Annotated in this window: 15 protein-coding genes; 9 read left to right on the top strand and 6 right to left on the bottom strand. The window is 59.5% G+C overall.

Annotated elements, in window-relative coordinates; all coding sequences use genetic code 11:
- Positions 1-356: 356 nt before the first annotated feature.
- The 4 genes from AC0AII_RS08425 to AC0AII_RS08410 all read left to right on the top strand — a co-directional run bounded on the left by AC0AII_RS08425 (position 357) and on the right by AC0AII_RS08410 (position 6,856).
- Positions 357-1,391 carry a LacI family DNA-binding transcriptional regulator gene (locus AC0AII_RS08425; protein WP_490446803.1) on the top strand — a complete coding sequence of 345 codons (1,035 nt, stop codon included), beginning with the start codon at positions 357-359 and terminating at the stop codon, positions 1,389-1,391.
- Between the two features lie 54 nt (positions 1,392-1,445).
- On the top strand, positions 1,446-2,429 hold the full coding sequence (locus AC0AII_RS08420; RefSeq protein ID WP_490446802.1) for a ribokinase: 984 nt from the start codon (positions 1,446-1,448) through the stop codon (positions 2,427-2,429).
- A gap of 620 nt (positions 2,430-3,049) precedes the next feature.
- Positions 3,050-5,818: a histidine kinase gene (locus AC0AII_RS08415; protein ID WP_490446801.1), complete on the top strand. Its 2,769-nt coding sequence runs from the start codon at positions 3,050-3,052 to the stop codon at positions 5,816-5,818.
- Positions 5,819-6,166: 348 nt separating this feature from the next.
- Positions 6,167-6,856, top strand: a complete 690-nt coding sequence (locus AC0AII_RS08410; protein ID WP_490446800.1) for a response regulator — start codon at positions 6,167-6,169, stop codon at positions 6,854-6,856.
- A 19-nt stretch (positions 6,857-6,875) separates the two neighbouring features.
- Here the strand turns inward: AC0AII_RS08410 and AC0AII_RS08405 are convergent, their stop codons facing one another.
- The 5 genes from AC0AII_RS08405 to AC0AII_RS08385 all read right to left on the bottom strand — a co-directional run bounded on the left by AC0AII_RS08405 (position 6,876) and on the right by AC0AII_RS08385 (position 15,958).
- On the bottom strand, positions 6,876-9,530 hold the full coding sequence (locus AC0AII_RS08405) for an ABC transporter permease (protein WP_490446799.1): 2,655 nt from the start codon (positions 9,528-9,530) through the stop codon (positions 6,876-6,878).
- 31 nt (positions 9,531-9,561) lie between these two features.
- The gene (locus AC0AII_RS08400; RefSeq protein WP_232356190.1) at positions 9,562-10,446 is read right to left on the bottom strand and encodes an ABC transporter ATP-binding protein; all 885 of its coding nucleotides are present in this window, start codon (positions 10,444-10,446) and stop codon (positions 9,562-9,564) included.
- 404 nt (positions 10,447-10,850) lie between these two features.
- Complete coding sequence (locus tag AC0AII_RS08395) at positions 10,851-13,544, bottom strand: ABC transporter permease (RefSeq protein ID WP_490446798.1); 2,694 nt, start codon at positions 13,542-13,544, stop codon at positions 10,851-10,853.
- 11 nt (positions 13,545-13,555) lie between these two features.
- On the bottom strand, positions 13,556-14,446 hold the full coding sequence (locus AC0AII_RS08390; RefSeq protein ID WP_490446797.1) for an ABC transporter ATP-binding protein: 891 nt from the start codon (positions 14,444-14,446) through the stop codon (positions 13,556-13,558).
- Between the two features lie 192 nt (positions 14,447-14,638).
- Positions 14,639-15,958, bottom strand: coding sequence for an O-acetylhomoserine aminocarboxypropyltransferase/cysteine synthase family protein (locus AC0AII_RS08385; RefSeq protein WP_306222251.1), 1,320 nt, complete (start codon positions 15,956-15,958; stop codon positions 14,639-14,641).
- A 268-nt stretch (positions 15,959-16,226) separates the two neighbouring features.
- Here AC0AII_RS08385 and AC0AII_RS08380 point away from each other — a divergent pair, with 268 nt between their 5' ends.
- The 4 genes from AC0AII_RS08380 to AC0AII_RS08365 all read left to right on the top strand — a co-directional run bounded on the left by AC0AII_RS08380 (position 16,227) and on the right by AC0AII_RS08365 (position 21,593).
- A complete protein-coding gene (locus AC0AII_RS08380; protein ID WP_490446796.1) occupies positions 16,227-17,123 on the top strand; it encodes a pyridoxamine kinase in 897 nt (298 codons plus the stop codon).
- A gap of 492 nt (positions 17,124-17,615) precedes the next feature.
- Positions 17,616-18,344 carry a YraN family protein gene (locus AC0AII_RS08375; protein ID WP_490446795.1) on the top strand — a complete coding sequence of 243 codons (729 nt, stop codon included), beginning with the start codon at positions 17,616-17,618 and terminating at the stop codon, positions 18,342-18,344.
- Positions 18,344-19,930 (top strand): YifB family Mg chelatase-like AAA ATPase, encoded by a 1,587-nt coding sequence (locus AC0AII_RS08370; RefSeq protein WP_490446794.1) that lies wholly within the window; start codon positions 18,344-18,346, stop codon positions 19,928-19,930. The genes AC0AII_RS08375 and AC0AII_RS08370 overlap by 1 nt, the downstream gene beginning before the upstream one ends.
- A 1-nt stretch (position 19,931) precedes the next feature.
- Complete coding sequence (locus AC0AII_RS08365) at positions 19,932-21,593, top strand: DNA-processing protein DprA (RefSeq protein ID WP_490446793.1); 1,662 nt, start codon at positions 19,932-19,934, stop codon at positions 21,591-21,593.
- Here the strand turns inward: AC0AII_RS08365 and AC0AII_RS08360 are convergent.
- On the bottom strand, positions 21,509-21,853 hold the full coding sequence (locus AC0AII_RS08360; RefSeq protein WP_082067705.1) for an MGMT family protein: 345 nt from the start codon (positions 21,851-21,853) through the stop codon (positions 21,509-21,511). The genes AC0AII_RS08365 and AC0AII_RS08360 overlap by 85 nt on opposite strands.
- 78 nt (positions 21,854-21,931) lie before the next feature.
- Between AC0AII_RS08360 and AC0AII_RS08355 the strand changes: the two genes are divergently transcribed.
- Positions 21,932-23,833, top strand: a complete 1,902-nt coding sequence (locus AC0AII_RS08355) for an FAD-dependent oxidoreductase (RefSeq protein ID WP_490446792.1) — start codon at positions 21,932-21,934, stop codon at positions 23,831-23,833.
- Positions 23,834-23,933: the final 100 nt, after the last annotated feature.

Raw genomic sequence — 23,933 nt, 5'->3', positions numbered from 1 at the left:
CTTCTGCGGGCGGGAAGCCGAGGGGCAGGCATGCACGCCCCCGCCCCCGCCTGGGAGAGGAGGAAACACGGCCAGGCCGGCCAAGAGACTCAACAGCCTTCAGCCGGCCCGGCCGCTGTCCATCTCCCTATCCCAGCATAATCGCACAAGCAGTAACCTTTCCCCGAGTACTCAGCCTCGATTACCTTCACTCACAGCCAACCCTCGACGGGCCATGCTGTGAAAGTTGCGGTATCGTTACCGCACTGATATAACTGAAGGCTGTCAGAACCGTTCGCCTGCCCATGGCGGCGGTCAGGCAACCGCCGAGGTCGGCAGTCCGGCCCGGCGGCCGACCACTTCGACGAAAGGCCATGATGGCGTACGCGACGATCAGGGATGTGGCCCAGCGGGCCGGTGTCTCCGTATCGACGGTCTCCCGAGCCCTCAATGACTCCGGGCGCATCTCCCCCGCCACACGACAGCGCATCAACCAGGTCATCCACGACCTGCACTATGTGCCGGACTCCCGGGCCCGATCCATGCACTCCGCCCACTCGCGCACCATCGGCCTGCTCATCCCCGACATCCGCAACTCCTACTTCGCGGACCTGGCCTATCTGATCCAGGGCCAGCTGCTCAACCACGGCTTCCAGACGCTGATCTGCACCTCCACCCAGGGCGACCCCGGCGAGGACCGGGCCCAGGTGCGCAACCTGCTGGGCCAGCACATCGACGGAGCCATCATCGTGCCCGGGCCGCGTTCCTCGCACACCCTGGAGGAGCTGACCAGACGCGGACTGCCCCTGGTCTGCGTGGACCGTGCCGCCGAGGGTGCCGCCGGACGCGACGGGCGGGCCATCCCCTGCGTGGACGCCGACCCCGAGCCTGGCCTGCGGCAGGCCCTTGAGGATCTGCACGCCCAGGGCCACCGACACATCACCCTGGTGCCCGGGCCCCTCAAGGAATCGGCCACCTTCCGCGAACGCCTGGACGTCTACCGGAACCTGCTGGCAGGCATCGAGGGCATGGACGACCCCCTGGCCGACCAGGTGGAGCTCGGCACCTTCGACCCCGACATGATCGACCTCTGGGCCCGGCAGGGCATCACCGGCGTGCTCTTCGGATCCTCCCTGGATGCCATACGCGCCATCAAAACGGCACAGTCCCGCGGAATCAGCATCGGCGAGGACCTGTCCATGATCACCTTCGACGACCTGCCCGTCTTCCGCATCCTGACCCCGGCCGTGTCGACCATCTCCCAGCAGATCGACACCATGGGTACCCGCTGCGTGGACATGCTCCTGGCTCTGATGGCAGGCTCGCCCGTGCGGTCGGTCCGGCTGCAGACCAGCTACCGCCACTGCGCCTCGGTGGGTCGCCCGCCCGCGCACACCGGCCAGGATCCCTGAATCTGTCACAGCGTGATCATCAAGGCGGACAAGCTCATCAAGGAACGGAGAAACATGATTCAAGATATGGCGGCGGCACCCGACCAGGTGCTCAAGGGACTGGATACCATCACGGGATCCATCTCGGTGGTCGGGTCCATGAATGCGGACTACACGGTCAACACCGACCGGTTGCCCAAGCCCGGCGAGACCATCAACGGGGGTCCCCTGCAGGTGCTGCCCGGGGGCAAGTCGGCCAACCAAGCGGCGACCGCGGCCCGGATCGGCGCCCAGGTCAGGCTCTTCGGGGCCGTAGGATCCGACTCCAACGCCGACTTCCTGCTGGGGCAGCTGGGCAACGCCGGGGTGGACGTCTCCCATGTGATGACCGTGCCCGGAGCCAGCGGAACCACAGTCATCACCGTGGATGCGCGCGGCGAGAACACCATCGTCTACTCCCCCGGCTCCAACGGCAAGGTGGATGTGGACTACGCCCACCGTTCCCGCCAGGCCCTGACCTCCGCCAAGGTGCTGGGCCTGTGCCTGGAGAGCCCCATCGAGACGGTCACCGAGGTCGCGCGCATGGGCCACGAGGCCGGCATGACCGTGCTGCTCAACGACTCCCCCTTCCGCGCCGACCTGCCCGCCGACCTGATCGCCAACTCGGACCTGATCCTGGTCAACGAGCATGAGATGGCCCAGCTGCTGGGCATCAACGAGCCCGAGGACGGCGACTGGTTGGGGGCCGACTGGGACCGGATCAACCAGACCATGCAAGACTTCGGCTTCCACCGGGCCATCGTCACCTTGGGCGGCGAGGGATCCATGGTGCTGGACCAGGGCCAGACCTACCGGATTCACGCCGTGCATGTGGACGCCGTGGACACCACCGGCTGCGGAGACGCCTTCATGGGCACCGTGCTGGCCGGCCTGGCCTCCGACATGACCCTGGTGCAGGCCGCCCAGCTGGCCTCCTACGTCTCCGCATACGCCGCCACCGGGCAGGGGGCGCAGGCCTCCTACGGCACGGCCGAGCAGATTCGGCTGCGCTTCTCCTGAGACTGGGCGCCCTCCCCTGCGTTGTCAGGCCGACGAACCGTTGCGGAATGCACGACGATTCGTCGGCCTGACTGGTATCTGTGGAATACAGGCTGGATGGATGGATATGGGATGCATACTTGTTGCCGGTTGCCGGTTGCCGGTTGCCGGTTGAGCACAAATGTGGAATCTATATGGAATCCAAACCTATTGCCGACTGATCGCAAGTCTGCGATCCGCTCTTACTTCATGCTGAATCCAAGCACGGAATCCGAGCTTGTTGCCAGTTAAAGCCATCCGAGGATTGGGATGTGCATTTGGGCACGCATATGTCTCGGCCGTGTATGCTATGCAGAAAGCCATTCCATCTAAGAATGCGTGTACAGCACCACGGCAAGAAACGGTACTAGGCCTCCCAAAGCCAAAGCGGCCAGACCGATAAACGGCAATCGCCATCTGCAAAGCCGCCATCTTCCGGCTCACTATCTTCCAACTCGCCATCCTCCGACTCGCCATTCAGCACCCATTCCCGATCACGACTGCTCCGACTTATCCACTTTGGGAGAGCCTGGGACCACATTTGACCACATCATCCCTCGGACTGATGGCACCTCCCTCCGCCCCCGAATAGTGTTGATTCCATGAGCACAGTCAGTCGAACAACGCAGCGACCAATCACCAGGTCCAATAATCGAATGCTGCTGACTGACGCTCTCTTCGCCATCCTTCTGTTGCTTCTATTGAGTGGCTCCACCGCCAATCTCAAAGATGGGGCCCTGATCCCCTTGCAGGAAAACCTAATCCTGATGTGGACGGTCCTGCTCATAGCTCCTGTCGTTATCCGTCGTCGATTCCCCGACCTGGCAGCCTGGCTCTTCGTCACTGTGGCTCTGGCTCAGCTTTTCTTGGGACCAGCTATCATGCCCGCCGATGCAGTCTGCCTGGTTATGGTCTATTCATGTCTGCTCTATGGACGCCCATCCTTGCGTCGACTCTACCTGACCTTGGCCTGGGTCATGACGCCCTTATCCTGCCTTATCTTCACATTGGTTGATTTGGGGTTTCTGCCTCCGGGCAGAGCACAACCGGACCGCACCTCAATGTGGCCGATCTCATTCAGAGAACTGGCGACCACCTTCCTATCGAATTTTCTGATCGAAGCGCTCTTACTGCTCGTAGCCATCGTCGCAGCCTACTGGACGCGGACCAGGCGAGATGCCCTTGACGAGGCCCGGCGACGCAATCACGCCCTGGCCCTGCAGGCAGAACAGAGCGCCGCCCTGTCCGCCAGCGCTGAGCGGGCCCGCATAGCGCGTGACATGCACGATGTCGTCGCCCACACACTGTCCATCGTCATCGTGCAGGCCGATGCCGGCAGATACGCAGCCACTGCCAATACGAGCCTGGCCCTCAAGACCATGCGCACCATCGATCAAGAGAGCCGTCGCGCCCTACGCGAGCTGCGTTCCCTCTTCGGCAAACTCAAATCACCGACCAATCCAGCGGCCGCAACCAGCCAAAAAACATCGGATTCTCCTCCCGGCCAGCACCCGTCTTCCCCACCACCAACGGATCCTGCCGACATCCATATCCTTGACCAATCTCAAGCAACTGCCCAAACGAATTCCCCTCGTCAATCCGCGAACGCTCATGATCCGGATCCAGCCGGAACAGATCGCACTCAGCCAAGCCAAGCCAGCGACTATCTTCACACAAGCAAAGAAACTCCAGCTGCTAACATTGCCAAGGCCAACGTTGATACGGCCGGCAATGCATGTATTTGGCCCTCAGGTGCCACCTCTTCAAGCAATCCGCCGACCAGCTACGGATCATGGACAAACTTGATAGATGCCGCCCAACTTGCTCAGCCAGAATCTCAATTCAACCGACGCCTCGAAGGCCGACCCCACCCAGAAAAGTTGGATCGCAGCCGCGCCATAACTGCTTATCGGATCCTTCAAGAAGCCTTGACCAATGTTCGCAAGCATGCCGCTCCGGCTTCGGATGTGCTGATTGAAGAACAGTGGCTCACAGACGGTCTGTGCCTCACCATTGACGACCACCCGCTCGACCACGCCACTACCAATTCAGATTCTCCGCCGCAGATGGATCAACCTGAGCATTCAGGTTTCGGCCTTTTGGGAATGCGCGAACGACTGACTTCCCTGGGAGGCAGCCTTCAAGCTGATCCCAAGCCAGAGGGCGGTTACCACCTCCAGGCGCGGATTCCTTTTGCTGCTCCGCCAAAATCCGACCCTGAAGGAGTAATACATGCCAACCGACAAACGCAATGGTCCTTGCGTTCGATTGTCTCCACGCTCTTCGTTTGGTTCCAACGCCATCCGTTGACGGCCGACCTGGGTCTGGTAATCGGAATCCTATTGGTAGAAAATCCAGGCCCAGCTCTCGCCATAGCACCTGTCACTCCCCAATATGATCCAGGCCGGCCAGCAAGAATCATTGCCACACTAGCTATCGCTTTGCCTCTGATTGTGCGCAGGGTCCGTCCAGGCATTTGCGCCGCCATAGTGGCTGCTGTCGCCGCCCTGCTGCTGCTCTTCTCGCCCTGGCTGCCGGAAGCTGCAGTCTTGTCCCCAATTGCCGTCTATTCGTCGATGGTTTACGGTAAAAACTCCACCAGGCACTGGGTTCCGTTCGCGGTCATCACGGATATGGTTTTGTGGGCTGTCAGATGTGCAGTCAATAACCAAGGGTGTCCCGCCATTTTGTCCTACATGACAGAAGGACCAGCAGAAGCCTCTTTTTCTGCATCCCATTTAGCGCTTTTTATAGTGATGGCCACACCGGCCTTGATCTGCCTGCTGACCATTCTAATTGCCTCACGCCGACGCACTCGTGGTTCAGTCCTGCTTCTCCAGCAGGAACGCGAGCGCGCGCTAAACCAGACCTTGCAGGAAAGCCAGGCTCTGGCAGCCAATCAAGAGCGGGAACTCATCGGCGCCACCATGCAGGTAGAGGTGGCCGCCACACTGAATACAGTCATTGCATCCACCGGCAAGGCCATCGCCGAGTTGAACGATTACCAAGTCAAGGAGGTGGATCCTCCCTCAGAGCAGGTAGCACGAGCCTTCGGCGACATTGCAACCCAAGGACGCCAGGCCCTGGCTCGTATGCGACAACTACTCACAGTCCTGCGTCACAGTTCCAGCACTGATTCGCACTCAAACACTGACACCGCCAATTCCTCAGACGAGAGCCCCAATTCAGACAGGAACCATATGGTCGAGCCCACCAACAAAACCGCACCTTCGCCGGCTCTTCACCCAGCCAAACCCCTGCCAGTAGATCTTGACGATCAGCCTGACAGCCCTCCGCAACAGTCACAACAGGACAAGGAATCAAAGCGCGTCCAATCGGACCAACCGGACTCCAGACATGAGCGTTCTTGATGATGTGCACCTCCTATGGCGAGCACACAGGAAATGGATACACAGGAAACGAACACAACAGGCAATCAGTCCATCAGAAGAATCGAGCTTTCTATGAATCGCAGACCTGAAGATCAGCCCAGGCCAGGAGTCAGTAACCGAAGCGGCTCACCTCACCATTTGGTAGTGGCTCCGTCAACAGTTATTTCGGTAACAATCACTCAGACAACCATCGCTTAGACAACACTCAATCAGACAACGATTACCTTGGCTACAAATTGAAACCAGTCGCAATTCCCAGCAACACTCAACTCAGATAAAATCGGATGGTGGCGCTGGCCATCATCTAGCGGAAAGAAGCAGGCTCTCATGGAACGGACCGAACCCATCAGCGTTGCCGTCGTGGACGACCAGGATCTGGTCCGAGCCGGTTTTGCCATGGTCATCGGCTCCCAGGATGACATGACCGTGGTTGGCCAAGGCGCGGACGGCGAGCAAGCAGTGGATCTGGCCTCACGCCTGCGTCCTGACGTGATCCTCATGGATGTCCGCATGCCCGGCATGGATGGTTTGACAGCCACCCGCCTGATCACTGCTTTGTCACCCGACCGTCCGGAGCCCAGGGTCATTGTGCTGACCACCTTTGATCTTGACGAATACGTCATGGCTGCCATAAAAGCCGGTGCATCAGGATTTCTGCTCAAGGATACCGAGCCTGAAACCCTCCTGTCCTCCATCCGTACAGTTCACCGGGGCAATGCGATCATCGCTCCTTCGGCTACAAAACGCCTAATCGAGCATATGGCCCATGACATGCCTGAGGCCGAATCCATGCCTTCGGGATCGACCTATCGCGATCCCGAAGCAGACCTACTCACTGACCGCGAGCTTCAGGTTCTTGTTCACATAGCCCAAGGCCTGAGCAACCAGGAGATTGCCGACAATCTGGGAATCTCACTGCCCACGGTGAAAACCCATGTCACTCACATTCTCCAGAAAATCAATGCCCGCGACCGTGTCCAAGCAGTGGTCTTCGCTTACGAAAACCATCTGGTATGAACCAAGCCATCAGCCAGCATCAATCGTCACTGAGCGCCTCAATGGGTGAAACCTTGACTGCCTCCCTGGCTGGCAGCACACTGGCTGCCACCGCAGCCAGCAAGGCCACTGGCAGTATCAGCGCAAAAGTCGACCATGGCACGGTGAAGGTCACGGATCCTAAGGGCACAAAGACCTGGTAGGCTCCTATCCATCCGAAGAGCGTTCCTAGAACGATTCCAGCCAGACTGGCTCCCAGGGCTATCATGCAGGCCTCGACTCCCAAGGATCGACGAATCTGGACGCTGCTCATGCCGATTGCTCTGAGCGTGGCGGTCTCACGACGGCGTTCCAGCACCGACATCATCAAAGTGTTGGAGACCCCTATGAGGGCAATGATGACGGCAACGCCCAGCAATGCCACCATGATCGCCAACAAGGAATCGATTCTTTCGCCCCATAGCCTCTTTTGCGTCAGCCCTCCGCTGATGGCCATGTCGTCATGCTCTCCTACAGCCTGACGTATGTCATCCAAGAGCAGTGCAGCATCGCGATCTCCCTGCGTCCTAATCCAGATTTCATGCGTCTTGGTGTCAATCCCAGCGACATTCCGGGAGTCCGTGATTGCATAGACGCCACTGTTATCCAGCCCTCCGAATCCGGCGAAGACCCCGGTCAATGTTCTTCTTGCATCTGCCTCCTTTTCACGTTCGTCGTCCGCCTGAGGATCAGCTATCGACAACTTCAGCTGACTTCCATCCCGGTAACCGGAATGCTTGGAAATCGTTCTGGTCGACACCAGTAGCGCATCCGACCTTTGCATACCTGGACCCAGATCGGCATGAAGCACTCGCCTGATCCGTGAAGCATCCAAGGCATAGACAGTCATGGAAGCTTGTGAGGGGCCTCCTGACTCGACCTTGGCATTAAATCGCTGCACCAGCTCTGCATCTGCAACACCTTCGACACGCTCAATGGCCCGCACATTTCTCTTGTTCAGCCCCTGACCAGATATTTCAATATCCACGGAATAACGCTGATCAATATCCTTGAACAAAGTACGTTTAGCGGTTACCGCACCCGTAGCCAAAGTGGAGACCAGAGTTACGCCAATCAGCAGAGCAACACCTGTGGCAGCGACTCGTGAGGGATTTCGAGCGATATTCGCCACTCCGACCCTGCAAGATGGTCCAATCTTGGACACAAGTCTACCCAGGCAACGCAGAAGAGCCGGAATCCATCGACGAGCCCCTATCAACGCACCCAGAAAAATCAGCAAAACACCCAATACCGCGAGACCTAGCAAGAGTTCCTGCTGATTACTGGCCTGGACTGTATTGCCAGAGTTTGTCCTGACTAGCTCGGTGACGCGCCAAGAGGACCAGATCACCAATGCCAGACCAACGGCAGCCAGCAGGATACTGATTCGTAAACCGGCCCGCTTCCTGCTGCCTGGGTCCTGATGATCCACTGGCTGCAGGGCTTCAAGCGGTCTGACCCTGATAGCCGTACGAGTAGACCCAAAGGCAGCCACCAAGGTTGCCAAAACACCGAGCGCAAACGGAACCAGGAGGGCAGCAGGGGTAAGCAAGAGTTCAAGCTTCATTGTGCCCGAATGCAAACCAAAGCAACCGGCAAGGCCCATCAATCCCATGGCCAGCAGGATGCCAATAAAGGACGATATGACGCCAAGGAGCAAAGCCTGTTGCAGCACACTTACCCTGATTTGCCGTCGATCAGCACCAATAATCCTCAGCAGGGCCAGATACCTGCGCTGTCGGGCCACCATGATCTGGAAGGTGTTGGCAATCACCAAGGCAGCAACCACGATGGCCAGCACACCGAAAGTCATGAGGAAGACGGTCATGAAGTCCACACCATTGCCCGTCTGCTCACTGAGCAGTCTGTCCTCCATGGCACCACGGTCCTCCAGCCGGTATCCATCGGGAACGTATCGACTGATGTTTTGCAGAGTGTTTTGGAGTTCCTTGCCTTGGCCGTCAACCAGCAGATAGATGTTTTCCACAGAGGGAGACTCAGGTCCAACCATTCCCGCCATAGTCAGCAGGCGATCAATCCGAGAACCCGTCAGCACCACAGCTCCGCCGAAGTCGTCGTACTGTCCGCCACGGCTCGCGCTGATGCCTGAGACGGTCAAGTCCACAGTGCCCTGATCGACAAGGCGTTCTGTACTCGAAGAATCCTGAGCACTATCGCTATCACTACCTGGCAGCATCATCGGGGACAGATGAAGGCGCACCTTATCGCCCAGACCCACACGGAGCCTGTCGGAAACGGAATGCGGCAACACAACCTGATCATCTGAATCCGGCCATTGCCCCCGGTCCAGATCAACAGGCATGAGTTCCTGCCTGGCACCCGCAATGGCAAGAATCCCCTTGCTGGACTGACCGTTTGCTTCCATATCCATCATGAGGCTGACATCAGGGCGCAGACCACGAACCCCCTGCAATTTCGACAGTCCTTTGCTGTCAAACTTGTCGAACAGGATTGGCTTGTCCTGATCCTTTCTGGAGGTCACAGCATAGTTGGCTCGACCGGCATCCAGGCTAATCTCACGACGCATGGAGGCATTCGCCACGTTGCCAAAAAGGAGCGTCAGACACATAAAGAGGGCGCCGATCACGATGGCCAGGACAGCCGGCATCATCATACGTGCATCGCGCTTCATCATCGTACGGGTTATCCGCCACACAGTGCACCCCCTAGTCCCGTACCTGGGAATCGCCAGCAGTGCCAGCCGACACTTGTTCAGACAGAAGGTCATTCATGGCCTTCACCGTCGGATCCTGTCGGTCCGCAACGATCTGTCCGTCTGCAAAGACCAGCGCACGGTCGGCATAGGATGCGGCATAGGCATCATGAGTGACCATGATGACGGTCTGCCCCAGCTCGCGGACCGAATCCCGAAGGAAGCTGAGCACCTCGGTCGAGGAAACCGTGTCCAGGTTTCCCGTAGGCTCGTCCGCAAAGACGATTGAAGGCTTGGTGATGAGGGCCCTGGCAATGGCCACACGCTGCTGCTGGCCACCCGAGAGCTCGCTGGGCCGATGGTCCAACCTCTCCGACAATCCCAGAGTCTCTACCAGCTGCTCCATCCATGAGGTGTCGGGCCGAACATCGTCCAGTACCAGCGGCATGAGGATGTTCTGTTTGGCAGTGAACATAGGCAATAGGTTGAAGCTCTGGAAGATGAATCCCAGATGCCGTCTCCTGATAAGGGTCAGCTGACGGTCGTCCATTCGTGTCAGGTCGACTCGGCCGGCCTGATCAATCGATGGATGGTGACGATCTCCGCTCTTCGAATGCAGAAGATCAGCGGCCATATAGACATGGCCTGAGGTGACAGTATCCAGACCAGCCAAAACGTGCATGAGCGTTGACTTGCCCGAACCTGAAGGACCCATGATGGCGGTGAACCGGCCACGCTCGAAATTCACGTCAATTCCGCGCAGGGCATGGACGGCGTTAGATCCTTGCCCATAATCCTTGGTCAGCTGCCTGGCGCTGACGGCCGGCTGACCCACGATGCCTGGACCTGCTCTGTCGATCAACCCTTGTGAAGACGAAGTATCCGCTTTGTTCTGCATGGTGCTCCTTATCCGCGAGGAAACCTTTCTCCCGTCAGCTTCCGACCCTATGCTGCAATCGGCTGCCGCGATATGCTCCCTAGGAGCGATAAAAACAGTCATCCTTACGGATGAGTGCACTGAAGAACTCTTCCTGTTAGGCTGGCACCATCCAACTCAACGCGGGGCTGCGGGAATGGACATTTGCGGAGATGAAGCAAATCATGCCAAGCATCTTGCTCAACACAAAAGACACGAGTCACAAGACATGCAACCATAGGACCAAGGGATTGAAACAGTTGCCTAGATTCCCGTGATTGACTACAGGAACACCCAAGCAGCGTCAAGGAAAACATCACCTGGCACAATGAGTCATTCATTCCCGGCGCCGACCAAGGCATGCCAGAATGAAGGTTGGCTTGCCATCATTCCTCTGCAAGAGCCACGACCGGCGGAGTCCGGTTGACGCGTCTTGCAGGCAGAACGCTTGCCAGGATCGCCGCTACAAGCGCCACCACCAGAATCACCAGTCCAGTGGACCAGGGAATGGGGAAAGCCACAGTCCCCAGAGAGGAGAAGATCTCATAGGCTGCAGCCCAGCCGAAGAGCAGACCCAGGACCATGCCAGACAAGGACGACCCCAGGGCTATCAGCCCGGATTCCACAGCCAGGGACCGTCTGATCTGCTTGCGAGTCATCCCAATGGCCCGCAGGGTGGCCGACTCTCGCCGGCGTTCCAGCACCGAAAGGGAAAGCGTGTTGGCCACGCCGATCAAGGCGATGGCCACCGCCACCGCCAGCAGTGCGAGGATAATCATGAGCAGGTTGTCGATGGTCCGGTCCCACTGTCGCTTCTCAGCCAGCCCGCCCTTCACGGAAACAGCCGAATACCCAGAAAGTGCACTCTTCACCTTGTCTATGAACGCCGAGACTGTTGGCGAGCCATCGACCTTGGCCCAGATCTGCACGGTCTGAGGCTGAACGCCATTGAGCGAGGATGAGTCGGTCAGGCCATATAAATCGCTGGCATCAATCCCCTGGAAGGGCGCGTAGACACTGGTCACGAAGAGTCTTTGAGCCACCGATGCGGATCCGCCTTGAGCGTCGCCTTGAATCGGGTTGAGTACATTGAGTCCCAGATTTCCGCCGTCATGAAAATCCTTCTGTTTATCCATGAGGTTTTTAGGAAGCAGAAGGGCATCGTGTCCGGAAAGATCCTTGCCGACCTTGGCATTCAGGAGGTGATCGATCTTGTTTGAATCCAGGGCGAAAATAGTCATTCCTGCACCGTTCTCGCCGCCTGATTTGACCATGGCAGCATACTGGGGCACCAGCTCGGCCTGAGCGACCCCGTCGATTCGCCGAATGGCATTCAGAGCCTTGTCATCCAGGCCATCGGCGCTGATCTGCAGATCGACGGAGTAGTGCTCGTCCAGCATGTCGGCCATGGTCTGCTTGGCGCTGGCGGCGCCCGTGGCCAGGGTGGCGACCAGTGTCACGCCAATCAGGAGGGCGGTACCCGTAGCCGCCACACGGGAGCGGTTCCGAGCGATGTTGGCCACAGCGATTGTGGACGAGGGCCCGATCCGAGAAACCAGGGACCCGACTCCCCTGAGCATGAAGGGAATCCAACGATTGGCACTGAACAAAATGCCCAGGAATGCAAGAACAATGCCGATGACGGCCATGGCAGCAACAATGTTCGGCCCGTCTCCGGATGTCTTGCTGGCCTTGTCTGCCGTGACACTGAGCCTGACCTGCCAGAGGGACCAGACCGTCATGGTGATGCCCAGCAGAATCATGACCACGCTGACAAACAGACGCATCCTGCTCGTCCGCTTGTTCTCCAGAAGATCGGCAGGCCTCAGCGCCTCCAAAGGACTGACCCTGGTGGCGGCCCACGAGGAGCCCAGGGAGGCCAGGACCGTGACAATGATGCCGAAAACAAGAGGCACCAGGAAGACTGCCGGAGTCAGCTTCAATTGGAAGTAGAGGGAACTCGTATGAGCTTTGGCTGCACCCAGAACTGCCATGATGCCGATGGCGACGCCAACCCCGATCAGGGAAGCCACAGCACCCAGGATGATGGAACGCATCAGGACGCTGGCCCTGACCTGGCTCTTATTGGCGCCAATCGTCCTCAGGAGGGCCAGGTAGCGACGTTGCCGAGCGACCATAACCTGGAAAGTGTTGGCTATGACGGTGGCAGCCACAAACATGGCCAACGTGCCAAAGACCAGAAGGAAGGTGGTCACGGGGTTTTGGGAACCGCCGAGCGCGGTCTTGACCAGTCGGTCCTCCATAGTGTGACGGTCTTCAAGGGAATAGCCGGAAGGCATGAGCTTGCGCAAAGAGGCCAGACTCCCATCGAGGTCGCTGCCCTGCCCGCCAACATTCAGGTAGATGTTCTGGGCATACAGGTTACCCATGTTGCCAAGACCTGCTGTAGCCATCAAAGCATCTATGGTCTTGGGGGTCAGCACGATTGCGCCGCCCGATTCGCCAAACCTGTCGCCCTCGTTGCCCTGGTTCGCACTGATACCCGACAAGGTCAGCGGCCTCGATACGAACCTACCTGCAACCTGGTCAGCGCTGGCTTGCCCTTTCGGCCCAAGGTCCTCAGAAATATGCAGCATGTTAGGCGACAGGTTCAGATTCACCTTGTCACCCAGGGAAAGCTTGAGCCTAGACACAGTCGGCCCGGGTAGGAGCACCTGGTCATCAGCATTGGGCCAGGATCCCTTGGCAAGACCGACCGGCATCAGCGATGAATCCGCCATAGGAATGGCAATCACGCTCTCGCTCTTGACCTTGCCGGCGCGGACATCCGCCATGAGCTGGGCGTCTGATCTGACTGCGTGAACGCCTGAGACTTTTGCCAGCTCCTCTGTTTTGAAGTCCTTCACCCTTTTCTGCTCTGAATGGTTGCCTTCTGCTGGGATGATGGCGTAGTTGGCCTGGGCAGCATCGGATGAGACCATACGCCGCATGGAAACATCCATAGTGTTGCCGAAGAGGAAGGTCATGGCAATAAACAGTGTTCCGACGACAATGGCGATGCCGGCGGGAACCATCATGCCCAGGTCATACCGCATCATTTTTCTGGCGACGAACCACATGAGCATTCCCCTCAGCGATGAGCCGCTGAGCCAGCTGTAGCTGCGGATGCCATGACTTCCTCGGAGAGCAGGGAGTTCATGGAATCCACAGTGGGTCTGTCCTGGTCTGCCACGATCCGCCCATCCGCAAATACCAAAGCCCGGTCCGCAAAGGAGGCCGCAAAGACATCATGCGTGACCATGATGATGGTCTGCCCCAGCTCGCGGACCGAATCCCGCAGGAAGCTGAGCACTTCGGTCGATGAGGCCGTGTCCAGGTTTCCGGTGGGTTCGTCAGCAAAGACAATGGAAGGCTTGGTGATGAGGGCCCTGGCGATGGCCACACGTTGCTGCTGACCACCCGAAAGCTCGCTGGGTCGGTGGCTCAGCCTCTCCTCCAAGCCCAGGGTCTTGGCCAGAACATCCAGCCAGGCTGTGTCTGGCTTGGCTCCATCCAGGATCAGAGGCATGAGGATGTTCTGCTTGGCCGTAAACATGGGCAGGAGGTTGAAACTCTGGAAAATGAAGCCCAGGCTCTGGCGCCTCAAGAGGGTCAGCTGATTATCGTTGAGCTTGGTCAGGTCGACCACTCCCCTCCGCCCTCCTTGACGACGGGCCCGCCTGCCCTTCACACCGGCGGCATCGGTCCCGTTCAGGTAGACATGTCCGGAGGTAACGGTGTCCAAGCCCGCCAAGGTATGCATGAGGGTGGACTTGCCCGACCCGGAGGGACCCATGATGATCGTGAACCTGCCCTGTTCGAATTCGACATCAACGCCCCGCAGGGCATGGACCAGGTTCTCCCCACTGCCATAGTCCTTGGTCAGTCCCTTGGCCTTGATGGCCACCTGAGCTATCTGCCTCGGTTTCCCCGCACAGGACGACGGATCGGAAGACGCCCTCGTCTTTGCTCCATGTTTCATGCTTCCATCTTACCTACCGCAATATTGCCACCTCACTGGTCAGGTGCTGTCTGCCACTGGAGAAGGAAGGGGAGGCATATGCAAAGGCGCCCATCGAAACGTAATGAGGTTTCGACAGGCACCTTCTGCTTCTTCGCCTTCTCAGTCATATATCGCGCAGATATGGCACCAAGAAGGAAGTTTAATTGCCGGCTACTTGGCCAGTCCGGACTCCTTCAATGCCTGGAAGGCACCCTTGAGGTCGTCCAGAATGTCCTCGATGTTCTCTGTGCCGATGGAGAGCCTGATGGTACCGGGATGGATGGCCTGATCCTCCAGCTCCTCCGGTGTCTCCTGAGAGTGGGTGGTCGATGCCGGGTGGATGGCCAGCGACTTCACATCAGCCACGTTGGCCAGGAGGGAGAAGAGATGCAGGTTGTTGATGAAGACCCTGGCCGCATCCTTGCCGCCCTTCAGATCGAAGGTGAAGATGGACCCGGCGCCGTTGGGGAAGTAGCGCTTGTAGAGTTCGTGGTCGGGGCGCCCCTCGATGGCCGGATGGCTGACCGACTCCACCTCCGGCACGGTCTGCAGGTAGTCCACCACCTTCAGGGCGTTCTCAACGTGGCGCTCAACCCTCAGCGAGAGCGTCTCGGTCCCCTGCAGGAGGAGGAAGGCTGCAAAGGGCGAGATGACGGCGCCGGTGTCACGCAGGAGGATGGCGCGGATACGGGTGACGAAGGCCGCAGCCCCCAGATCCTGGTAGAAGCGCAGACCGTGGTAGCTGGGGTCGGGTTCGGTCAAGGTGGGGAACTTGCCGGGCACTGCCGCCCAGTCGAACTTGCCGCCTTCCACGACGACCCCGCCCAGGGTGGTGCCATGGCCGCCGATGAACTTGGTCGCCGATTCCACGACGATGTCAGCACCGTGCTCCAGCGGACGGAACAGGTAAGGGGTGGCAAAAGTGTTGTCGACGATCACCGGCAGGTTGTGGTCATGGGCGATCTTGGAGATGGCCTCGAAGTCGGGCAGGTCGGCGTTGGGGTTGCCGAAGGTCTCGAAGAAGACCAGCTTGGTGTTGTCCTGGATGGCCGACTCGAAGTTGGACGGGTCCGAAGGATCCACGAAGGTGGTCTCGACACCATCGCGGGGCAGAGTGTGCTTGAGGAGGTTGAAGGTGCCGCCGTAGATGTTCTTGGAAGATACGATATGGTCCCCGGTCTGGGTGATGTTCCGGAAGGCATACTCCACCGCTGCCGCTCCCGAAGCCACAGCCAAACCAGCGGTGCCGTTCTCCAGGGCGGCGATCCTGTCCTCGAAGACCCCCTGGGTGGAGTTGGTCAGACGACCGTAGATGTTGCCCGGGTCCTTTAGCGCGAATCGGGCCTCGGCATGGTCGAAGTCGTGGAAGACGTAGCTGGTTGTGGCGTAGATGGGCACGGCCCGGGAATCAGTGGCTGGGTCGGCCTGCTCCTGGCCCACGTGGAGCTGAAGCGTCTCGAAATGGTACTTGTGCGGGTTCTGGTCGGTCATGTCGATTCCTATCTGTTGGTGACGTGCGTCCTCGTCCATGTTCTTGAATGTGACCATAAGCGGCACAAGCCCACCTGTTCAAGCCAGAACGGACTTTTCGGTATCGTCCTTTTTTATAACAGCTTCCAAAAGGTTGAAAACGCGCCCTTTTCCATCTCGCCATTCCACACGCGGCGGTGCTCGTTCAATCCCTCCGCTGTAGAGTCGAGTAAGCAACGGAGAAGGCTCCGCTGCGAACAGCCTCAGCAGGCATGAAGGAGTTCAAGAGATGGCCGGACAGACGGACGATCAGAACAGGCTCTACCAGCGCGACAGCAAGTACATTCCCCGAGTCGCCGCTGTGCATGACATGTGCGGGTATGGCAAGTGCTCGCTGACGGCCGCCATCCCCATCCTTTCGGCAGCCGGATGCGACGTTTGCCCGGTACCCACAGCCCTGTTCAGCGCGCATACCATGTTCAAGGATTACACCTTCCACGACACCACTGAAATGCTGCCGGGATACCTGGATGCCTGGCAGAAGGAGGGCGTCGAACTGGACGGGATCTACAGCGGGTTCCTGGGCAGCGCCGAGCAGGTCGACATCATTCAGCGCATGTATCGGGAATACCCCAAGGCCCTGCGGCTCGTCGACCCGGTCATGGGCGACGGCGGATCCATGTACCCCACCTACACCGAGGAGATGTGCCGGGCCGTGACCAATCTGGTCGATGGAGCCGACCTGCTCATGCCCAACCTTACCGAGGTCAGCCTGCTGACCGGCATCGACTACGAAGGCCAAAACCTTGACGATGCCCAGGTTGGCGAGCGCCTGGGTCATCTGCTGGACATGGGCGCGAAAAACGTCATCATCAAGGGCATCGACCGGAAGGACGGCAAGTTGCGCAACTTCGTGGCCTCGGCAGATCATGGCGGAGTCAGCGAGCGCACCGAGCTGGTCCACGACAAGCTGCCTTTCATGATCCACGGAACCGGCGATGCCTTTGCATCCAGCCTCTGCGGGGCGCTCTTTGCAGGACGAGGCCTGGCCGATGCCGCCCGGATCGCCGGCGAATTCGTCCGCTCAGCCATGCAGCACACACGCAATCAGCCCGACTATCAGCAGCGCGGTGTCAGCTTCGAGCTGGATCTGGGACAGATGACCGCTCTGATGCAGGAGCAGTGAGCCCAAGGTCGGTGAAGCAGTCTAGAAGTCCGGGCATTCGTCAAGTTTGGAAAACCAAGGTGGATGAATGGAATCCAGACCACCTCAATCGCCTTATTTTGTTGCCGACCAAATAACCGGTCGACAAGCTGACAAATCAGTCATAGAGATGGGTTGACCACAGCAGACCGGAAGGCGTTGCCAGCGAATTCGCCGGCGGTGTCTTCCGGTCTTTTTATCTGCCTGTTGCCCTGCTCCCTTCGCTTATTTGCTTTACTTGGTGTCACTCGTTTCTGCTTCCTTGGTTCTGCTTTTCTTGATTCCGCTTTGCTTGGTTTCTGTCTCAGTCCTTCTTGCTTCTGCCGCCCCTACTGATGCAGAGATAAGCGCAATAGGTACAGCGTCTGCATCGTCAATCCACTCGTTCATCCACTTTCGTGCGTGCGCAGGTTCATTCGACCACATGCCCGGTTCTACTAGTCGCCGACCTCCTTCCAGTGGTCTCCTAGAAATATGGATACACAAGCACTGACTAGACCAACCAATCTCCGCACAGTCTTCAACGACAGGGACGACAGAACCGATGCCGACGCTATGTTCGCAGACCCATCGGTCACACAGCCCATAAGCGCTATGCCTGATTCCATGAGCTCCACCAGCGACGCGGAAATCATACGACCCGAGAAAACCAGATTAGGTACGAGCAGCCATGAATCTTGCGACATGGAGCTGGCAGATCTTGAGCGACAGATCAGAGCCGAAGGCGTAAGCAGCCGAGAGCTCGGACGTTTGGGCGAAGACTACGCCTGCCAGTGGCTGAGACAACGAAACTGGAGAATCCTGGCCCGGAATTGGAGAAGCAGATTCGGCGAGCTGGACATCATCGCCCTGGATCCTGAGGCGACTCTGGTCTTCGTAGAGGTCAAGACCAGACGCACCGGTCGGTTCGGGTCCCCGGAACAGGCAGTCGGCCCGCGCAAACAGACCCATCTGCGTCGAGCAGCTGTCCAATGGCTGATCAGCCATGACCGAGATCCAAACGCACGGCATCGCGGCACCCGTTTTGATGTCATCAGCCTGTCAGTCAAGTCCGACCCTGCCAGAAGCATGCATTCCGAGGGCTCCCATCCCCCGGCTTCCTGTCAGGCATCCGCCGAGGCCGTCAGGGGATCCAACCGTTCGGGCAGGGGCGGCTGGAATCCGGGATCGGTCTTCCTCAGACACACCAGGGAGGCCTTCTGATGCGTCTCGGATCCGCCGAATCCGTGGGACTGATAGGCCTCAAGGCCTTTCTCATCCACGTGCAGTCCTTCATCTCGCCAGGGCTGCCCTACTTTTCCATCATCGGTCTGCCGGATGCCTCCTTGTCGGAGTCGCGGGAACGGGTCAAATCCGCCTGCTCGGCCTGCGGATTCCGGTGGCCGCAGACCAGGGTCACCGTCAACATGTCCCCTGCTTCAAAACCCAAGCATGGCTCCTCACACGATCTGGCCATCGCGACCAGCGTTCTGGAAGCCGGCGGAGCGCTGCCGACGGAGGGCCTGGACCATACCGTCATCCTGGGCGAACTCAACCTGGACGGCACTATTCTGCCCATCAACGGTCTGCTCCCCATTCTCACTCAGGCCAGAGCTCAGGGAATCACGCATGCTTTCGTCCCTGCAGACAACCTTGATGAGGCCCGTCTGGTTCCCGATATCGAGGTCGTGGGGCTGCGCCACCTGGGCCAGCTCATCCAGGCCTTGGGTGGGCAAAGCAGGATTGTCGCCCCCGAAGCAGACACTCGCCGGGACTCTGACAAATCGACCGCCATAGCGAGTGTGCACCTCAGGAACTCAGGTCATGAAGACAACTCACCCGCCAATGCCGACCCGTCTCCGCCCAAGCCGGACATGGCTGACGTGATCGGCCAGGAGGAGACCAAGTGGGCGATGATGGTGGCTGCAGCCGGCGGCCATCACATGCTCATGGTCGGTCCCCCGGGAGCCGGCAAAAGCATGCTGGCTGCACGGCTTCCCAGCATCATGCCCGCCCTGGATGCTGTTCAACAGCTGGAGGTGGCTTCCATCCGATCCCTGTGTGGCACGCTGAGCCAGTATGGGATCACCGATGTGCCGCCCTTCGAGGCCCCTCATCATACGATCTCCATGGCGGCCATGGTCGGGGGCGGTGCAGGACTGGCCACGCCTGGCGCCATCACCCGTGCCCATCGCGGAGTCCTCTTCATGGATGAAGCCCCGGAATTCTCACCAAGGGTGATCCAATCCCTGCGCGAGCCCCTGGAGATCGGGCGAATCTTCCTGTCCCGCGCCAAGGGCAGCACCACCTTCCCGGCTCGTTTCCAGCTGGTCATGGCTGCCAACCCCTGCCCCTGCGGATACGGATACGGCACTGGTGAGCGCTGCACCTGCACGCCCCGCGAGCGCCTCCGCTACTGGAACAGGCTGTCCGGACCCATCATGGACCGCATCGACATCCAGACCACAGTCCCTCCTGTGACCGACCCGGGATTCGACGACCACCGTCCGCGCCAGCACAGCGCTCAGATCCGCCAGCGTGTGACCCGCGCCCGCCAGACAGCAAAAGAGCGTTTCCGCAAGGAAGGCTGGACCTGCAACGCCCAGATCAGCGGCGAATGGCTGCGCCGGAATACATCAGCCAAGGCCCGTTCGGTCGTGGATCAGGCCCTGCGCAGGCAACGGATCAGTCTGCGAGGTGCCGACAGGACCATGCGCCTGGCATGGACTCTGGCAGACCTGGACGGGCGGACCAGCCCGGGTGCCGACGACGTGACCACCGGCATCCTGCTCAGGACAAGGGCCGTCTGAGATGTCCAAACCCTTGATAAAGACCATGCCTGCCGGCCGACCGCGACCGATGACCATGGTCGAGAGCGACTGGCTTGCCAGAGCTGTGCTGACCTTGGCGGCAGATGGCCCCGATGCTTTTATGATTGCTTGTCTTCTGGGCTCGGACCAGGCGGCCGATCTTTGTCGAAATCTGATCGAACTAAGAGCGCCAAACCAGGCAGGGACTGACAGCCATCATGATGCTGCTCGCACGAGACTGGATGAACGCTTTCTGAAGGGGACGGCTCGGTGGGGACGACAAACGAGCCCCGAGGATCTCACCCGGTTCCACAAGATCAGCAACTCCTGGCGAAGACGCCTGACACCCTTGCTTGCCATGGACACCGACCAGGTGCGGACCATAATGACTGGCGGTGGACGATTCTGGGTGTTGACCCCAAGCGATCCCTGCTGGCCAGGCCAGGTGGATGACCTGGCACGCCGCTCCGACTGGGCCCCTCCCCTCTGCCTGTGGGGACGAGGCAATCCTGAAGCATTGATCTGCTGTGACCACCCCTTGGCCGTTGTCGGATCCAGAGCCTGTGACGAGTATGGCCGGTCCATCGCCCATCAAATAGCCAGACAGGCTGCCGGCCAAGGCCACCTGGTCGTCTCCGGCGGGGCCATGGGCACGGATGCCGCCGCCCACTGGGGAGCCCTGGCCGCTGACGGCGGACGCACGGTCGCCGTTTTTGCTGGAGGCTTGCTGCATATGGGGCCCAAACGCAACAGCCGTCTGTTCGAGAACATAGAGGCAGATGGCGGCGCGCTGATCAGCGAGCTGCCGCCTGGCACCATCCCTGAGGCGCGTCGGTTCCTGCTGCGCAACCGGATTATCGCCGCCCTGGCCTCCGACATTGTGGTTGCACAGGCCCGTCATCGATCCGGTGCGCTAAACACCGCCAATTGGGGTGTGGAATTGGGCCGTCGCGTACTGGCTGCCCCCGGCAGAATCGACCAGCCGGAAAACACCGGCTGCAACCGGCTCATCCATGAGGGCAAGGCGGAGCTGCTCTTGTCGGCATCCGACATCCAAGACATCTGCCATCCCGCCCATGGACCTATCCACCCTGACGAGCCTGTTCGACAAGGGACCGACGGTTCAGTCAAAACCGCCGAAGATCATGAGCATCAAGGAAGTAGGCAGCCCACGCAGCGCGTACCGTCGCTTGACTGTGATCATCCTATCCAAACCACTCACGGCAATCAGCCGCTCCCGATCACGCTCAAACAATCCGGTACTAATAAAGGCAGGCTTTTGACCCACTCTCAGCACAAAGAGCATCCTTCAACCCCGCCATCAAATCCAGGCATGACCCATGAACACGAAAAAGCCGACGACGATCGCCTAACCAAGGAGGAGGCAACCGTGCTGGCGGCTATCCGTACTTGCCAGCGCCGGGGCGGTCCGCCCATGATGGGACAGCTTCGCACTGAGCTGGCCAATCAGGGACATGAACTCTCAGTCAGGCATCTGATGCAACTGCTGGGATCCCTGGAGATTCGTGGTTCGATCAACCTGCAGAATGGATGCGTGGTAGCTGAAGACCAGAAGAATCAGGCCTTCCAGCGACAACGATCCAAATCCACCACCCAGCCGTCCGCACCAGCCGATTCATCGCTGCGGGGAGGAACAAAATGAACGCCTTCATCCTCCAGCAGCTGACGCTGACGTTCAGGCCCGCCAAAGGCGAATCCCGGGGCCAGCGATCCATCGCGGAAGACCACGCGATGACAGGGAATCACCCCGGGTTCGGGGTTGTCATGAAGCGCATAACCTACGAACCTGGCGTTGCGCGGGTGACCAGTCAGGGAGGCGACCTGACCGTAGGTGGCTACCTTGCCGCGAGGGATCCGCCTAACGACCTGATACACCTGCTGGGAGAAGGAAAGTTCGGTCATAAGACCCATTCTGCCCGCGTAAGCAGACATGGACCCGAAGGGCCACCACTATCAACGGGTTGTGACAGTATCAATGGTATGAATCCGCAGAAGGTCAGAAGCCGCTATGATGCCGTCATCGTCGGAGCCGGAGCGGCCGGGTTGTCAACCGCCCTGGGACTGTACAGGGCTCTGGAGAGCAACCGGAGCGAAAGCAGCTTATCGCCGAAGGTCCTGGTCGTCTCCAAGCTGCAACCCCTGCGCTCCCACACCGGATCAGCGGAGGGCGGCATCGCGGCCAGTCTGGGCAATCAGGAAAAGGACGACTGGCATTGGCACTACTACGACACCATCAAGGGCAGCGACTGGCTGGCTGACCAGGATGCGGTACGGATTCTGGCCGAGCAGGCCCCGGGGATTGTCATCGAGCTGGAGCATGACGGGGTGGCCTTCTCAAGAACCGAAGACGGGCACATCGCCCAGCGGAAGTTTGGCGGCCATACCGCCGATTATGGCGGCCATCCAGTCCGGAGAGCAGCCTATGCAGCCGACCGTATCGGCCATCAGATCCTGCACGCCCTTTGGCAGGAGTGCCTGCACCTGGGAGTCGAGTTCGCCGAGGAATGGTACGTGACCGATCTGGTCGTCGACCCGCCCACTAATGAGGAATCCGGCGGCCAGGCCCGTGGACTGATCGTCCTGGACACCCACGCCGGCAAACTGCAGGCCATCCAAGCCGACAATATCGTCCTGTGCACGGGCGGGGCCGGCCGACTCTTCCATACGACCTCCAACTCCTGGGATCTGACCGGTGACGGCATGGCGCTCGCCCTGCAGGCCGGCCTGCAGCTGGAGGATGTGGAGTTCATCCAATTCCATCCCACCGGCCTGGGCCACACGGGCATCCTGCTGTCGGAGGCCTCCCGCGCAGAAGGCGGCGTGCTCAGGAACAGTCAGGAACGGGCCTTCATGCAGGACTACGCGCCGGGACACGGCGACCTGGCCGCCAGAGATGTGGTCAGCCGTTCCATCATGGCCGAGATTGATGCAGGTCGCGGGGTGGCTGATCCATCGGACCCGGACGGGCCTCATGATTGCGTCTGGCTGGACATGACCGGCATTGACGGCCAGCGCATGACCGCCCTGCTCCCCCAAGTCACCGAGACCATCCATCGCTACGCCCACCTGGATCCCACTGTGGACATGGTTCCGGTCAAACCCACCGCCCACTACACCATGGGAGGCATCCCCATCACGGATCGCGGCCGTGTCTATCGCTGGCAGGATGGACGCCGTCGAGTCGTCGACGGACTGTTCGCCGCCGGGGAATGCTCCTGTGTCAGCGTTCACGGGGCCAACCGACTGGGCGGCAACTCCCTGCTGGATGCCTGCCTCTTTGGTACCAGAACCGGACAGACCATCGCCGCCGCCATGTCCAATGCCGACGAGCCAAACGACATGACCGACACGTCTCCGCTGGCACAAGCTCTGCAAAGGCGTCAGGTCTTCCTGGACGAGTTGCTGGCTGGCGCAAGCAACGCCGAGCCCTCGGAACCAGCATTGGCCGACAACCAAGGCGAAGAACCCGACACCGGTGACGATGCCAGCCTGAACAACCCTTACGCACTGATGGGCCGACTGGGACGGCTGATGGAGGAGGCCGTTGCCGTCCGATGCGATCAGAGCAGCATCGAAAGGGGTTTGCGCGGCCTGGATCACCTGGATGCTGATGCCAGACAGCTGCGTGCGCACAGTGGGACAGCAGTGCTCAACCAGGAGGTGACTGCCATCATGGAGGTGGACAACCTGCTGACCTTGGCCCGGGCCGTCCTGAACGCCAGCCTGCAGCGTCGGGAGTCCCGCGGTGCCCTGTATCGGAGCGATTATCCGCAGCGCGATGACGAACACTACCTGGCTCACACCATGATCGATGCCAAGGAAAACGTCTCCTGGCAGCCCGTTCATATCGTCGACATGCCTCCCAAGGGCCGCAACTACTGATGGGCTCTGATGATGGACTCTGAGCCCAATCTATTCAGACAGGCAACCGCTCGACACCTATCCAGGTCAGGCAGGGATTAGGATGGAGTCCGCGCATATC

This window comes from Bifidobacterium sp. VU/mBH4 (B4) (genome assembly GCF_058199535.1).
The sequence above is the reverse complement of the archived record's forward strand: the minus strand, read 5'-3'. Positions and strand labels throughout refer to the sequence as shown.

Coding starts and splice junctions, on each gene's coding strand:
- AC0AII_RS08425 (WP_490446803.1), top strand. CDS start 357: ATGGCGTACGCGACGATCAGGGATGTGGCCCAGCGGGCCGGTGTCTCC.
- AC0AII_RS08420 (WP_490446802.1), top strand. CDS start 1,446: ATGATTCAAGATATGGCGGCGGCACCCGACCAGGTGCTCAAGGGACTG.
- AC0AII_RS08415 (WP_490446801.1), top strand. CDS start 3,050: ATGAGCACAGTCAGTCGAACAACGCAGCGACCAATCACCAGGTCCAAT.
- AC0AII_RS08410 (WP_490446800.1), top strand. CDS start 6,167: ATGGAACGGACCGAACCCATCAGCGTTGCCGTCGTGGACGACCAGGAT.
- AC0AII_RS08405 (WP_490446799.1), bottom strand. CDS start 9,530: ATGATGAAGCGCGATGCACGTATGATGATGCCGGCTGTCCTGGCCATC.
- AC0AII_RS08400 (WP_232356190.1), bottom strand. CDS start 10,446: ATGCAGAACAAAGCGGATACTTCGTCTTCACAAGGGTTGATCGACAGA.
- AC0AII_RS08395 (WP_490446798.1), bottom strand. CDS start 13,544: ATGTGGTTCGTCGCCAGAAAAATGATGCGGTATGACCTGGGCATGATG.
- AC0AII_RS08390 (WP_490446797.1), bottom strand. CDS start 14,446: ATGAAACATGGAGCAAAGACGAGGGCGTCTTCCGATCCGTCGTCCTGT.
- AC0AII_RS08385 (WP_306222251.1), bottom strand. CDS start 15,958: ATGACCGACCAGAACCCGCACAAGTACCATTTCGAGACGCTTCAGCTC.
- AC0AII_RS08380 (WP_490446796.1), top strand. CDS start 16,227: ATGGCCGGACAGACGGACGATCAGAACAGGCTCTACCAGCGCGACAGC.
- AC0AII_RS08375 (WP_490446795.1), top strand. CDS start 17,616: ATGGATACACAAGCACTGACTAGACCAACCAATCTCCGCACAGTCTTC.
- AC0AII_RS08370 (WP_490446794.1), top strand. CDS start 18,344: ATGCGTCTCGGATCCGCCGAATCCGTGGGACTGATAGGCCTCAAGGCC.
- AC0AII_RS08365 (WP_490446793.1), top strand. CDS start 19,932: ATGTCCAAACCCTTGATAAAGACCATGCCTGCCGGCCGACCGCGACCG.
- AC0AII_RS08360 (WP_082067705.1), bottom strand. CDS start 21,853: ATGACCGAACTTTCCTTCTCCCAGCAGGTGTATCAGGTCGTTAGGCGG.
- AC0AII_RS08355 (WP_490446792.1), top strand. CDS start 21,932: ATGAATCCGCAGAAGGTCAGAAGCCGCTATGATGCCGTCATCGTCGGA.